The following is a 13379-nucleotide window of genomic DNA, read 5'->3' as shown; positions in this document are numbered from 1 at the left end:
TCAGGTTTGAAAGCGCACCCACACGCCGACCAACACGGTGGCCGCAATCAGCCAGGCCACCGCTGCCACCGCCAGTGAGGCTTCCAGCCGCATCTTGTCGACCATCACGTACAACGTGGCCAGGTAGATGAAGTACGGGATGATCGACCACATGCCAAACACGATGGTGGTCTTCAGATCATCCAGCGACCGGCCTTTGCCGACGATGTAATGCGCGATCAGGGCAAAGGTCGGGAACAGGGGTACCAGCCCGGCGATGTAATAGTTTTTGGTCCTGGCCAGCGCGGCGAGGATCAGCACCACCGCCGCGCCCAGGCTCGCCTTTAGAATCAGGTCCATCAGTGGCTCAACCCGTATTTTTTCACTTTGTCGAACAGCGTGGTCTTGGCCATTCCAAGTTCCTGGCTCGCCTGGGTCAGATTGCCGCCGCTGCGCTGCAACGCATCCACCAGCAAATTGCGCTCGAAGGCTTCGACCGCTTCGGCGAACGCCAGGCCCTGATTGCTGCCGCTGGCGCCGGATTTCTTGAAGGCCGGCAGGCCGAGGGCGAAGCGCTCGGCGACGTTGCGCAATTCGCGCACATTCCCCGGCCAGTCATGGCTCATCAGGTTCGACAGGGTCTGGTTGTCCAGGTCAGGCACCGCGCGGTCGAAGCGCAGGGAGGACTGCTGCAGGAAATGCTCGAACAGTTGCAGGATATCCTCGCGGCGTTCTCGCAGCGGTGGCAGTTCCAGTGTGACCACATTGAGTCGGTAATACAGGTCGCTGCGGAACTCACCCGCTTTGCTCGATTCGTCCAGGTCGGATTTGGTCGCGGCGATCACCCGGCAGTCCACCGCCACGCTCTGGTTCGAACCGAGGCGCTCCAGGGTCCGTTCCTGCAGAACCCGCAGCAGTTTGATTTGCAGCGGTAACGGCATGCTTTCCACTTCATCGAGGAATAGCGTGCCGCCGTCGGCGTGTTCGATCTTGCCGATGCGCCGTTTGCCCGCGCCGGTAAAGGCATTGGCTTCGTGACCGAAGATCTCGCTTTCGAACAGATTCTCCGGCAGGCCGCCGCAGTTCAACGCGACGAACTGCCTGGCATGGCGCCGGCTGAAATCGTGCAGGCAACGCGCGACCAGCTCCTTGCCGGTGCCGGTCTCGCCTTCGATCAGTACGTTGGCCGAGGTGTCGGCGACGTTGGCGATCAACTCCCGCAGATTCTGCATGGCCGGTGAGCGGCCGATGATCCGGCCTTCCAGCGAGTCGCGCTCGGCCAATTGCCGGCGTAGCGAGGAGACTTCCCGCGCCAGGCTACGTTGCTCCAGCGCGCGACGGGCGACGTCGACCAGGCGTTCCGGGGAGAACGGCTTCTCCATGAAGTCATAGGCGCCTTTTTGCATGGCGCCGACCGCCATGGAAATGTCGCCATGCCCGGTAATCAACACCACGGGCAGGCTGCGGTCACGTTCCTTGAGCCGGGTCAGCAGTTCCAGGCCGTCGATGCCAGGCAGGCGGATATCGCTGATGACAATCCCGGCAAAGTTTTCGCCGACCCGCTCCAGTGCTTCCTCGGCGCTGCCCACGCCTTCGCAGGGAATGTCTTCCAGGGTCAGCGCCTGCTGGCAGCCCAGCAGCACATGAGGGTCGTCTTCGACGATCAGCACACTCAGTTCGTGGTTCATAGGGGCTCGGCGTGAAGGGGGCTTACCAACGGTAAACTGAGAACGAAGGAGGTTCCACCATTGGCCGGGTGCTCGACACCCAGGTGCCCGCCAGTGGCGGCGGCCAGGCTGGCGGACAGGGTCAGGCCGAGGCCCAGGCCCTGTTCGCCGGGTTTGGTGGTGAAGAAGGGTTCGAACAGATGTTTGCGCGCCTCGGCGTCGATGCCATGGCCATTGTCACGCACCCGCAGGCGATATTTGCCATCGTGGGGTTCACCCTCCAGCCACAGTTGCGGCAGGGGCTGGGCCTGCATGGCATCCAGGGCATTACCGATCAGGTTGACCAGAATCTGCTCAAGGCGAGTCTGGTCGATCTGCACCTGGACATCGGCGAATTCGCGGTGCAGCTGCAAGTGCGCGCTTTCCAGACGGGCACCGAGCAGTTGCAGCGCAGCCTCTACCGCCTTGCCGAGGCTGGCCTGGCCCTTGTCGTCACCACGACGGGCGAAGGAACGCAGGCTGGCGGTGATCCGGCCCATGCGATCGATCAGCTCGTTGATGGTCTTGAGGTTGGTACTGGCGACGTCGAGCTGACCGCGTTCCAGAAAACGCACGGTGTTGCCGGACAAGGTCCGCAGGGCGGCGAGCGGCTGGTTCAGTTCGTGAGCAATGCTGGTGGACATCTGGCCAATCGCCGCCAGTTTGCCTGCCTGTACCAGTTCATCCTGGGCCCTGCGCAACGTCTCTTCAGCCTGGCGCCGTTCGCGGATCTGGCCCTTGAGTCGTTCATTGCTGGCGCGCAGGTCACTTGTGCGTTCGGTAATCCGACGCTCGAGTTGATTGTTCGCTTCCTGCAGGGCTTCCCGGGCGGCAAGGCGGGTAGCGATAACCTTGCGCCGTTCGTTCCAGGCGATCAGCAGGAACGCCACGAGGGCGAACGCGACAGCCACCAGGATCCCCTGGTTGATCGCTTCACGGCGCAAGTCCTGCAGGGGCGTGAGCAGGGTGAAATTCCACGGTGTGTCGCTCAAGGGGCGGGTCTGCGACAGGTAGCTGATGTCCTCCTGGGCGGACTCCACCTCGCTGTTGGCGGGGAAGGTCAGTTTCTCCTCACCCTCGGCCAGTTTTTCCCGCGCCAGGGGTTGCAGCTCATTCAACGGGAACCAGTAATACTGCAGGCTGCGGGCGAGTTTCTCCTTGGTTTCGTCGCTCAACGGGATGACCGACTTGAGCCGTCGTGCCGGGTCGCTGGACAGAATGATGATGCCGTTTTCATCACTGACGAAGGCTTCCAGGCGAGCACGCTGCCAGCGTTCTTCCATGGCTTCCAGCCTCACCTTGACCACCGCGACGCCGATGATCTTGCCCTGTTCCTCAAGGCCGTGGGCCAGGTAATAACCCGGTTCGCCGTTGGTGCTGCCAATTCCGTAGAAGCGCCCCGGCTGACCGCGCACGGCGTTCTGGAAATAGGCGCGAAAGGACAGGTCTTCGCCCAGGTAACTGTCGACATCGCGCCAGTTGCTGGTGGCCATGACGCGGCCGGTGGTGTCCATGACATAGATGGCCCGGCTGCGGCTGCGCCGATTCAGGCCTTCGAGGTATTCATTGACCGTCTGCCGGTGTTCCGGCGATGGATCGTCGAGCAGCTTTGACACGCTGGATTCAAGTTCCAGCAGGCTGGGCAGGTAGGTGTATTTGCTGATTTCGCTTTCGACGGCGCGGGCATGCAGTTCCAGCTGGCGCTGGCCGTTTTCGCTGAGGCTGCGGATGCCGAAATGTTCACTGACCCAGAAGCCGACGTAACCCAATCCAATCATCAGGGCGATGACCAGCGGCGGCAGGAACAGATGGCGAATCAGACGGGGTTTCACGGCGAGTGATGGCGGCGCGGCGCGATAGAGAGTGGGGTCGCATTTCATCACAGATGCCTTGGGTCAACCACAACAACAGGTCATCCGGCATCCCGTGTAGGAGCTGCCGAAGGCTGCGATCAATCACCAAATCAAGATCAAAGATCGCAGCCTGCGGCAGCTCCTACAGGGGGAGACCGTTGGCTTTTAGTGCTGCAGAATCTTGTTGAGGAAATGCTGCGTACGCTCGGCGCGGTGGCTGATGTCGCCGAAGAATTCCTCTTTCTTGCAGTCTTCGATGATCTTGCCTGCGTCCATGAAAATCACGCGGTCGGCCACTTTGCGGGCAAAGCCCATTTCGTGGGTCACGCACATCATGGTCATGCCTTCGTGGGCCAGTTGCACCATCACGTCGAGCACTTCGTTGACCATCTCCGGGTCGAGCGCCGAGGTCGGTTCGTCGAACAGCATGACGATAGGGTCCATCGCCAGTGCGCGGGCAATCGCCACGCGCTGCTGCTGGCCACCGGAAAGCTGGCCCGGATGCTTGTGCGCATGGGCAGACAACCCGACCCGCTCAAGCAACTGCAGGCCCTTTTTCGTAGCTTCTTCCTTGCTGCGGCCGAGCACCTTGATCTGCGCGATGGTCAGGTTTTCGGTGATGGTCAGGTGTGGGAACAGTTCGAAGTGCTGGAACACCATGCCGACGCGCGAGCGCAGTTTTGGCAGGTTGGTCTTGGGGTCGGCGATGGATGTGCCATCGACTACCACGTCACCTTTCTGGAAGGGTTCCAGGGCGTTCACGCACTTGATCAGGGTGGATTTGCCGGAACCGGAAGGCCCGCACACCACGATCACTTCGCCTTTCTTGACCTCGGTGCTGCAGTCAGTCAGTACCTGGAAGTCGCCATACCACTTGTTGACATTCTTGATAGAGATCATACGGCAAACCTTTTTTGCAGACGCTTGACCAGCAGCGAGGCGGCAAAGCTGATTGTGAAGTACACGAGACCTGCGAAGATCAGGAACTCATTGGAGCGGCCGATGATGTCGCCACTGGCGCGCGAAGCATTGAGGAAGTCCACCAGGCCGACGGCGTAGACCAGCGAGGTGTCCTGAAACAGAATGATGCTCTGTTGCAGCAGCAGCGGGGTCATCTTGCGGAACGCCTGGGGCAGGATGATCAACCGCATCATCTGGCTGTACGTCATGCCCAGGGCCTGGGCCGCGCCCATTTGTCCCTTGGGAATCGACTGCACGCCGGCCCGGACGATTTCGCAGAAGTACGCCGCTTCAAACATCATGAACGCCACGATGCACGAGGCGAACGCGCCGATCGGCGTGTCTTCGCCGGTGATCCAGCGCAGCACGAACGGCACCGCCAGGTAGAACCAGGTGATGACCAGCAGCAGCGGGATCGAACGGAAGTAATTGACGTAGGCACCGGCAATGTTCGACAGCACTTTGCTGTGGGACAGGCGCATCAACGCAAGGATGGTGCCCAGGATGATCCCGCCGACGACGCCCAGCGCCATCAGTTGCAGGGTCATGACCATGCCGTTCCACAAGCCCGGCAGGGACGGGATGATGCCCGAGAAGTCGAATTCCATCATTTACCCCCTACGGAGATCAGGCCCGGCACGGCAACTTTCTTCTCGACCAGGCGCATCAGCAGCATCAGGCTCATGTTCAAGGTGAAGTAGATCAGTGTCGCCAGGGTGAAGGCTTCGAACAGGTTGGCGGAGAACTCGGCGGTCTGCTTGGTCTGTGCGAGCAACTCCATCAGGCCGATCAGCGAGGCGACGGACGTGTTCTTGAAGACGTTGAGAAATTCCGAGGTAAGCGGCGGAATGATGATCCGGTAAGCCTGGGGCAGCAGCACGTTCCAGTAGATCTGCGACAGCTTGAAGCCCATTGCGCGAGCAGCGGCTTCCTGGCCACGGGGCAATGCCTGGATGCCGGTACGCACCTGTTCGCAAACGCGAGCGGTAGTGAACAGGCCAAGGCACACCACGACGCTGAGGAAGGCCGAAGTGGTCGGGTTGAGGTCCTGCTTGTACCAGTCCTGCAGATTCTGCGGCAGCAGGTCGGGCACCAGGAAGTACCAGATGAACAGCTGCACCAGCAGTGGCACGTTACGGAAGAGTTCGACGTAGCAGGTCGCGATGCCCGATACGAAGCGGTTCGGTACGGTGCGCATGACACCCAGGATCGAGCCCAGTGTCAGGGCAATGATCCATGCCACGATGGCGATGGCGATGGTCCAGCCCAGACCGGTGAGGTACCAGTCGAGATAGATCTCGCTGCCCACGCCGGTGGACTTGAAGAACACGCTCCAGTCCCAGTTGTAATTCATTCGGGTCTCCCCTCGGATCGATATACAAGTGCCCGCTTGGGGAAGCTCCGTTCCCGCCCCGACCATGATAGTCAGGCACACACGAGCGGCTCGACAGCCACCGGTTCGAGTGTTTCCAGAAAATGCCAGCAGGGAGTGACAACCCCCTGAAGGGATTTCGGTCCCGTCAGGAGGTAAGGTTAGTCAGAAATCAGGATTTCTTGTCGTCAGCCGCTTTATCGGTCGGATTGGCGATCAGGGCCTTGAGCTCGTCGCTCATCGGGAAGTTCAGGTTCAGGCCTTTTGGCGGGATTGGCGCCATGAACCATTTTTCGTAGATCTTGTTGATCTCGCCCGACTTGTAGGTGGCCACGATGGCAGCGTCTACAGCCTTCTTGAACGGCTCGTCGCCCTTGCGGACCATGCAGCCGTAGATTTCGTAGGACTGTGGATCACCGGTCACTGCCCAATCAGTGGCCTTCTTGGCTTTGGCGGCTTCACCGGCCAGCAGTGCGTCGTCCATCATGAACGCAACGGCGCGGCCCGATTCCAGCATCTGGAAGGACTCGCCGTGGTCTTTGGCGGAAATGACGTTCATGCCCATTTGCTTGTCGGCGTTCATCGACTTGAGCAGGCGCTCGGACGTGGTGCCCGCAGTGGTCACGACGTTCTTGCCCTTGAGGTCGTCGAAGTTCTTGTACGTGGAGTCTTTCTTGGAGAGAAGACGAGTACCGATTTCGAAGATGCCGACGGAGAAGTCCACTTGCTGCTGGCGTTCAACGTTGTTGGTGGTTGAACCGCACTCAAGATCCACGGTGCCGTTCTGCACCAGCGGGATACGGGTTTGCGAGGTGACCAGGTTGTATTTGACCTTCAGGTCCGGGAGGTCCAGGTCTTTTTTCAGCGCTTCGACCACTTTCAGCTGAATGTCGTGGGAGTAGCCGACCGGTTTACCGGAAGCGTCCGCGATGTAGGAAAACGGAATGGAAGCGTCACGATGCCCGAGGGTGATGGTGCCGGACTCTTTGATCTTCTTCAGTGTGCCGGTGAGTTCGGCGGCGAAAACTGGAGTGCTAATCAGAGCGGCAGCAATGGCTGCGCCCAGGAGGTGGGGAACGATACGCATCAAATTTTCCTCGACATTGTTTTTTTTATGGAGCCAGTTCATCGGCCCTTTTTGTGCTTCGAATGCCTGGTGCGCCTGATGGATCGGCACAATAGGTATTCGTCCAAGAGTGTAGAGCATGACTCGTGCCAGACCTGGGGCTGTAGATCAAAGTGTTGATTTATAAGGGGATTAATTATTTGTTGCGGGTTTTAGAGAGTGCAATGATCCGGTTAACCGAATAGATCGACAGGTAGCGTTCGGAAAACCGAATGCGATGCAGGGATTAGCCGCGCGAGCAACTGTCATCTCCCTGCCACATCAACGTCGAATGTGCAGACGCCATCGCGGGCAAGCCCGGCTCCCACAGTGATCTGCGCCGAACACAAATGCTGCGTCCACCACCAACACCCTGTGGGAGCGGGCGCCTGCAAGTAACCTGGAGTGCAGCGCAGAATGCAAAAACCCCTGGATCTCACAATCCAGGGGCTTTGCGTACCGCCAGCTATCGATCAGGCCGCTTCAATCTTGCTGCGGTTCTGCTCGACCTTGCTCAGGTAATCCGCCAGCTTCTGTTGCTCTGCCGGGGTGGTGAACAGCCCCAGTTTGCTGCGGCGCCACAGGATATCGTGGGCGGTGGTGGCCCATTCTTCGCTGCACAGGTAATCCACTTCGCGGGTATAGAGACCGCCGCCGATGTGTTCGCCCAAGTCGTTCAGGTCGCGCACGCCTTCGAGCATGCGCCAGGTGCGGCTGCCATAGGTGGTGGCCCAGCGGCGGGCGATTTCGGCGGGCACCCAGTCGAACTTGTCACGGATCAAGGCGCTTAGCGCCTGCGGGGTGCTCATGTCCTCGCCACCGGGCAGGGTCGCGTGGGCGGTCCAGCTTGGCTTGATGTGGGTGAAATACGGGGTCAATTGCGCCAGGGCCGACTCGGCCAGCTTGCGATAGGTCGTCAGCTTGCCACCGAATACCGAGAGCAATGGCGCTTCTTCGCCGCTACCAGACAGCGCCAGGGTGTAATCCCGGGTCACGGCCGACGGGTTATCGGATTCGTCATTGCACAGAGGACGCACTCCCGAATAGCTGTGCAGAATGTCTTCGCGGCTGACCTGCTTCTTGAAGTGCGCATTCACCACTTTGAGCAGGTAATCGGTCTCGCCTTCGGTAATCGCAACTGCCGCCGGGTCGCCGGTGTACTCGCGGTCGGTGGTGCCGATCAAAGTGAAGTGATTCAGGTAGGGAATGGTGAACACGATGCGCTGGTCTTCGTTTTGCAGAATGTGCGCGTGTTCGCCTTCGTACAGCTTCGGCACGATCAGGTGACTGCCCTGGATCAAGCGGATGCCGTAGGGCGATTCCATCTTCAAATCGTCACGAATGAATTTCGCCACCCATGGCCCGGCAGCATTCACCAGGGCCTTGGCGCGGATCGAAAACAGGCTGCCGTCGGCGCGTTCCAGGTGCAGATGCCACAGGCCCTTGGTGCGACGGGCGCTGACGCAGCGGGTTTGGGTGTGAACGTGGGCGCCTTTCTCGCGGGCGGCCATGGCGTTGAGTACCACCAGGCGTGCGTCGTCTACCCAACAATCGGAATATTCGAAGCCTTTGGTGATTTCGCTCTTCAGCGGGCTGTCTGGACCGAACTTGAGGCTTTTTGAACCTGCCAGCTTTTCCCGTTTGCCGAGGTTGTCATAAAGGAACAGGCCGGCACGGATCATCCACGCCGGACGCAGGTGCGGGCGGTGGGGCAGCACAAAACGCATCTGCTTGACGATGTGTGGCGCCTTGGCCAGCAGCACTTCACGTTCGGCGAGAGCTTCACGCACCAGGCGGAATTCGTAATGTTCGAGATAGCGCAGGCCACCGTGGATCAGCTTGCTGCTGGCCGAGGAGGTGTGGCTGGCCAGGTCGTCCTTTTCGCAAAGGAACACAGAAAGGCCGCGACCGGCCGCATCCGCTGCGATCCCCACGCCATTGATCCCGCCACCGATGACGGCAACATCGTAGACCTCGGAGAGTGGGGGGGTAGGCAAGGTAGAAGTGGGCATCGGCTGGCCTCTGGTTTTTGGTTATCTATATTTGAATTCGAACATTAATGTTCATTTGTGAAAATGGTAGCCCATAAATACGCGCACAGCCAGTCAACTTCGATTGAAAATACTGATCGAAGGGCGGGGAAAGGAAAATTTTCGAACATTTAAAGCAAAAGATCGCAGCCTCCTGCAGCTCCTACAGGGGTGAGTGAACCTGTAGGAGCTGCAGAAGGCTGCGATCTTTTGAGGCAGAAAGCCTTAAACGACTTCCAACCGAATCTTGTGCTGACTCAACAACTGCGCCAACGCCGGCACGGGTGGCTGATCAGTCACCAGGCAATCGATCAGGCTGATCGGCCCCAGGCGAATCATGGCATTACGCCCGAACTTGCTGGAGTCCGCCGCGAGTATCACCTGCCGGGCATTGGCAATGATCGCCTGGGAAACCCGCACTTCCTGATAGTCAAAATCCAGCAGGCTGCCATCTTCATCAATGCCACTGATCCCGACCAGGGCAAAGTCGACCTTGAACTGGTTGATGAAGTCGACACTGGCCTGGCCCACCACGCCGCCGTCTCGGCGCACATTGCCGCCGGTCAGCAGCACGTCGAAGTCATCCTTGGCGCTGAGCATCGAGGCCACGTGCAGGTTGTTGGTGATGATCTTCAGGTGGCTGTGGTTGAGCAGGGCGCGGGCAATCGACTCGGTGGTGGTACCGATGTTGATGAACAGCGAGGCGTGATCAGGGATTTGTGCGGCAATCGCTTCGCCAATCCGCTGTTTTTCATCGCGCATCTGGTCGGCGCGCATGGCGTAGGCGGTGTTTTCGACGCTGGAATCATAGGCTGCACCACCGTGGTAGCGGCGCAATAAATTGGCTTCCGCGAGCTGATTGATGTCGCGGCGGATAGTCTGCGGTGTGACGACGAACAGCGTAGCCATTTCCTCGATACTCACGTAGCCGCGTTCGCGGACCAGTTCGAGGATTTGCTGCTGACGGGGAGGCAGATTCATGGGGCTTCCTTTGGGCTGCCGGGCAAAATTTGCCCATGATGCCGCAGGAATCTGCTCCCGACCAGTTACATGCCGATACGGAGTGCCTTGGCTGGCTTATTCATCGCCTTCGTGGGGTTCCCAGTCGCGGGTGCGGCTCACGGCTTTTTTCCATCCGGCGTAGAGTTTTTCCTTGGCGGTTTCGTCCAGGGTCGGTTCGAATTCACGCTCGATCACCGCCTTGCCGCGCAGCTCATCGAGGCTGCCCCAGAAGCCGCAGGCAAGGCCCGCCAGGTACGCAGCGCCGAGTGCCGTGGTTTCGCGCATTTGCGGACGCTCGACCTGGGTGCCGAGGATGTCGGCCTGGAACTGCATCAGGAAATTGTTCGCTACCGCGCCGCCGTCCACGCGCAGGGCCTTGAGGCGTTCGCCGGAGTCCTGTTGCATGGCGTCCAGGACATCGCGGGTCTGGTAGGCAATCGACTCCAGCGCGGCACGGATGATGTGATCCACGCGCACGCCGCGGGTCAGGCCGAACAGTGCGCCACGGGCATACGGGTCCCAGTACGGCGCGCCGAGGCCGGTGAAGGCCGGCACCAGGTACACGCCATTGCTGTCTTTGACCTTGTTGGCGAAATACTCGGTGTCGTGGGCGTCATTGATGATTTTCAGTTCGTCACGCAGCCATTGAACGGTCGAGCCGCCGTTGAACACGGCGCCTTCCAGGGCGTAAGCGACTTCACCGCGCGGGCCACAGGCGATGGTGGTGAGCATGCCGTGTTGGGATTTCACTGCCTTGTCGCCGGTGTTCATCAGCAGGAAGCAGCCGGTGCCGTAAGTGTTTTTAGCCTGGCCAGGTTCCACGCACATCTGGCCGAACAGCGCGGCCTGCTGGTCGCCTGCGATGCCCCCGATGGCGATGCCGCTCTTGGTGTGGCCGTAGATTTCCGAGGAGGACTTAACTTGCGGCAGCATCTCGCGCGGAATATCCAGCACCTCCAGCATTTTCGCATCCCACTCCAGGGTGTGGATGTTGAACAGCATGGTGCGCGAGGCATTGGTGTAGTCGGTGACGTGCACTTTGCCGCCGGTAAATTTCCAGATCAGCCAGCTGTCGACGGTACCGAACAGCAATTCGCCGTTGCGCGCACGCTCGCGGCTGCCTTCGACGTTGTCGAGGATCCACTTGAGCTTGGTTCCGGAGAAGTAGGGGTCGGTGACCAGGCCGGTGGTGTCGCTGATGTATTGCTCGTGGCCGTCGCGCTTGAGCTGCTGGCAGATCTCGGTGCTGCGCCGGCATTGCCAGACGATCGCGTTGTAGATCGGCCGGCCGGTGGTCTTGTCCCAGACCACGGTGGTTTCGCGCTGGTTGGTAATACCAATGGCGGCCACCTGGTCGTGGTGCAGGCCGGCTTGCGCCAGGGCTTCGACCATCACGGCGCTCTGGGTGGCGAAGATTTCCATCGGGTCATGCTCGACCCAACCGGCTTGCGGGTAATGCTGCACGAATTCGCGCTGGGCGGTGCACACCACGTTTGCATCACGGTCGAAAATGATCGCGCGCGAGCTGGTCGTGCCCTGATCAAGGGCAATGATGTAGTTCTTATTCTGAATGTCGGTCATGTCGATTGCCTTGGGACGAATAAAAGGGAGTGGAGTCAGGCGCGGGACCAGATTGGCAGGATCACGCGCCTACGGTATCAAGAAGTGCGCGGTTTGCCGTCAATGGCCGGTACTGCATCCGTGGTCTCGGGCGCGGCGCTGGGCAGATGACGGGCAATCAGCCCGCGATAGGCGGCAGCGCCGAGGCAGGCACCGACAATCGGTGCAAAAATCGGAATGAGGAAGTAGGGGATATCACGGCCTCCGGTCAGGGAAATTTCACCCCAGCCGGTGAAAAAAGTCATCAGTTTCGGACCGAAGTCCCGGGCCGGGTTCATCGCAAAACCGGTCAGCGGGCCCATCGAGCTGCCGATTACCGCGATCAGCAAGCCGATCAGCAGCGGGGCCAATGGGCCCTTGGGCAAGCCGTTGTTGTCGTCGGTGAGGGACATGATGACGCCCATCAGGATGGCAGTGATGATGACTTCAACCAGAAACGCCTGGGCCGTGGACAGGGCCGGATGCGGGAAGGTCGAGAACACCGAGGCCAGTTCCAGGCTTGCCTGGGTGCCGCGAACCATTTGGTGGGTTTGTTCGTAATCGAAGAACAGGTTGCTGTAGAGCGTGTAAACCAACAAGGCGCCACAGAAGGCACCGGCGACCTGGGCGAGGATGTAAAAGGGCAGTTTGCGCTTTTCGAAGTCAGTAAAGATGCACAGCGCGATGCTGACGGCGGGGTTGAGGTGAGCCCCGGAAACGCCGGCGGTCATATAGATCGCCATGCTCACGCCGACACCCCAGATGATGCTGATTTCCCACAAGCCGAAGCTGGCACCCGCGACCTTGAGCGCAGCCACACAACCGGTGCCGAAAAAGATAAGCAGGGCAGTGCCCAGGAACTCGGCCATGCACTGGCTCGAGAGCGGCGGTTGTTGTAAAGCAGTTGTCATTGAAAACCTCGTTGTTGTTTTTGTCTGCGTGCAGCGTAGGACCATTCGTACAGCATTCGTATTCGAAAAAATATAGACAAGAAACACTGCTGTCAAAGGTCGAAAGTGAACCATCAGTCACATTTCAACTATTAGTCATGTGAATGATCCTATTGTTCACCCGGCAGGAGGAATGCGGACGAGTGGTAAACCGCTGCTGCGCGCCGATGAAACAGTGGCGCTATAGAGCCTTTTAGGGGGCAATGACCTAGAATCCGCCAGTGGATTTTTCCACCGCCGCCCAGTCTGGAGCTGACATGACCCCCGCATTGGATTTGTTGAAAAAAGTTCGAGCCGAACATCGAGTGCACAGTTACGAACATGATCCCAAGGCCGCTTCTTATGGTTTGGAGGCCGCAGAGAAGCTCGGCCTTGATCCGGCACAGGTGTTCAAGACATTGCTGGTGGCCAGTGAGAAAGGCGAACTGTTGGTGGCGGTGGTGCCGGTCGTCGGAAGTCTCGACTTGAAGGGCTTGGCGCACGCTGCGGGGGTGAAGAAGGTCGAGATGGCAGATCCTGCGGCAGCGCAGCGCTCGACCGGGTATTTGCTGGGGGGGATCAGCCCGCTGGGGCAGAAGAAGCGCTTGCGCACTTTTATCGATAATTCAGCTCAGGTGTTTGACAGCATCTTTGTCAGTGCGGGGCGCAGGGGGCTGGAAGTGGAGCTGGCTCCTGCGGTGCTGGCCGAGCATACCCAGGCGAAGTTTGCGGATATCGGGCGTGCCTGACACCGCAACACCGCTCCTGTAGGAGCGAGCTTGCTCGCGAAAGACTGCAGTGCGCCGCTGGGTATCAGGATCTTCGCGTAATCGTTAACGTCCAT

The 13379-nt window shown here is 59.6% G+C and carries 12 protein-coding genes; 1 reads left to right on the top strand and 11 read right to left on the bottom strand.

From position 1 onward, the window contains the following. From AAEZ09_RS14135 to AAEZ09_RS14085, 11 genes are all read right to left on the bottom strand, one after another. The gene (locus tag AAEZ09_RS14135) at positions 1–330 is read right to left on the bottom strand and encodes a GlpM family protein (RefSeq protein ID WP_163019478.1); all 330 of its coding nucleotides are present in this window, start codon (positions 328–330) and stop codon (positions 1–3) included. An 8-nt stretch (positions 331–338) separates the two neighbouring features. Next, a complete protein-coding gene (gene aauR / locus AAEZ09_RS14130) occupies positions 339–1667 on the bottom strand; it encodes a two-component response regulator AauR (protein WP_045058018.1) in 1329 nt (442 codons plus the stop codon). Next, the gene (gene aauS / locus AAEZ09_RS14125) at positions 1664–3565 is read right to left on the bottom strand and encodes a two-component sensor histidine kinase AauS (RefSeq protein ID WP_205891653.1); all 1902 of its coding nucleotides are present in this window, start codon (positions 3563–3565) and stop codon (positions 1664–1666) included. Before aauS ends, aauR begins: the two co-directional genes overlap by 4 nt. Positions 3566–3703: 138 nt before the next feature. Further along, positions 3704–4438 (bottom strand): amino acid ABC transporter ATP-binding protein, encoded by a 735-nt coding sequence (locus AAEZ09_RS14120; RefSeq protein WP_045058016.1) that lies wholly within the window; start codon positions 4436–4438, stop codon positions 3704–3706. Further along, positions 4435–5106 (bottom strand): amino acid ABC transporter permease, encoded by a 672-nt coding sequence (locus tag AAEZ09_RS14115; RefSeq protein ID WP_045058015.1) that lies wholly within the window; start codon positions 5104–5106, stop codon positions 4435–4437. The genes AAEZ09_RS14120 and AAEZ09_RS14115 overlap by 4 nt, the downstream gene beginning before the upstream one ends. Next, entirely contained in the window at positions 5106–5852 is a 747-nt protein-coding gene (locus tag AAEZ09_RS14110; RefSeq protein ID WP_205891654.1) for an amino acid ABC transporter permease, read from the bottom strand. The genes AAEZ09_RS14115 and AAEZ09_RS14110 overlap by 1 nt, the downstream gene beginning before the upstream one ends. A gap of 190 nt (positions 5853–6042) precedes the next feature. Next, positions 6043–6957, bottom strand: coding sequence for a glutamate/aspartate ABC transporter substrate-binding protein (locus AAEZ09_RS14105; RefSeq protein ID WP_045058062.1), 915 nt, complete (start codon positions 6955–6957; stop codon positions 6043–6045). Positions 6958–7448: 491 nt separating this feature from the next. Further along, a complete protein-coding gene (gene glpD / locus AAEZ09_RS14100; protein WP_350599815.1) occupies positions 7449–8987 on the bottom strand; it encodes a glycerol-3-phosphate dehydrogenase in 1539 nt (512 codons plus the stop codon). A 243-nt stretch (positions 8988–9230) separates the two neighbouring features. Further along, a complete protein-coding gene (locus AAEZ09_RS14095; protein WP_045058012.1) occupies positions 9231–9986 on the bottom strand; it encodes a DeoR/GlpR family transcriptional regulator in 756 nt (251 codons plus the stop codon). A gap of 96 nt (positions 9987–10082) precedes the next feature. Next, positions 10083–11588 (bottom strand): glycerol kinase GlpK, encoded by a 1506-nt coding sequence (gene glpK, locus AAEZ09_RS14090; RefSeq protein ID WP_045058011.1) that lies wholly within the window; start codon positions 11586–11588, stop codon positions 10083–10085. Positions 11589–11665: 77 nt separating this feature from the next. Then, a complete protein-coding gene (locus AAEZ09_RS14085) occupies positions 11666–12517 on the bottom strand; it encodes an MIP/aquaporin family protein (protein WP_122840064.1) in 852 nt (283 codons plus the stop codon). Between the two features lie 296 nt (positions 12518–12813). Between AAEZ09_RS14085 and ybaK the strand changes: the two genes are divergently transcribed. Beyond that, entirely contained in the window at positions 12814–13284 is a 471-nt protein-coding gene (gene ybaK, locus AAEZ09_RS14080; RefSeq protein ID WP_350599901.1) for a Cys-tRNA(Pro) deacylase, read from the top strand. The last annotated feature ends 95 nt before the right edge of the window (positions 13285–13379 follow it).

Origin of the sequence: Pseudomonas sp. 65/3-MNA-CIBAN-0223, from assembly GCF_040310425.1 — a bacterium.
GTDB classification, from domain to species: Bacteria; Pseudomonadota; Gammaproteobacteria; order Pseudomonadales; family Pseudomonadaceae; genus Aquipseudomonas; species Aquipseudomonas gregormendelii.
The sequence above is the reverse complement of the archived record's forward strand: the minus strand, read 5'-3'. Positions and strand labels throughout refer to the sequence as shown.

Coding starts and splice junctions, on each gene's coding strand:
- aauR (WP_045058018.1), bottom strand. CDS start 1,667: ATGAACCACGAACTGAGTGTGCTGATCGTCGAAGACGACCCTCATGTG.
- aauS (WP_205891653.1), bottom strand. CDS start 3,565: ATGAAATGCGACCCCACTCTCTATCGCGCCGCGCCGCCATCACTCGCC.
- AAEZ09_RS14120 (WP_045058016.1), bottom strand. CDS start 4,438: ATGATCTCTATCAAGAATGTCAACAAGTGGTATGGCGACTTCCAGGTA.
- AAEZ09_RS14115 (WP_045058015.1), bottom strand. CDS start 5,106: ATGGAATTCGACTTCTCGGGCATCATCCCGTCCCTGCCGGGCTTGTGG.
- AAEZ09_RS14110 (WP_205891654.1), bottom strand. CDS start 5,852: ATGAATTACAACTGGGACTGGAGCGTGTTCTTCAAGTCCACCGGCGTG.
- AAEZ09_RS14105 (WP_045058062.1), bottom strand. CDS start 6,957: ATGCGTATCGTTCCCCACCTCCTGGGCGCAGCCATTGCTGCCGCTCTG.
- glpD (WP_350599815.1), bottom strand. CDS start 8,987: ATGCCCACTTCTACCTTGCCTACCCCCCCACTCTCCGAGGTCTACGAT.
- AAEZ09_RS14095 (WP_045058012.1), bottom strand. CDS start 9,986: ATGAATCTGCCTCCCCGTCAGCAGCAAATCCTCGAACTGGTCCGCGAA.
- glpK (WP_045058011.1), bottom strand. CDS start 11,588: ATGACCGACATTCAGAATAAGAACTACATCATTGCCCTTGATCAGGGC.
- AAEZ09_RS14085 (WP_122840064.1), bottom strand. CDS start 12,517: ATGACAACTGCTTTACAACAACCGCCGCTCTCGAGCCAGTGCATGGCC.
- ybaK (WP_350599901.1), top strand. CDS start 12,814: ATGACCCCCGCATTGGATTTGTTGAAAAAAGTTCGAGCCGAACATCGA.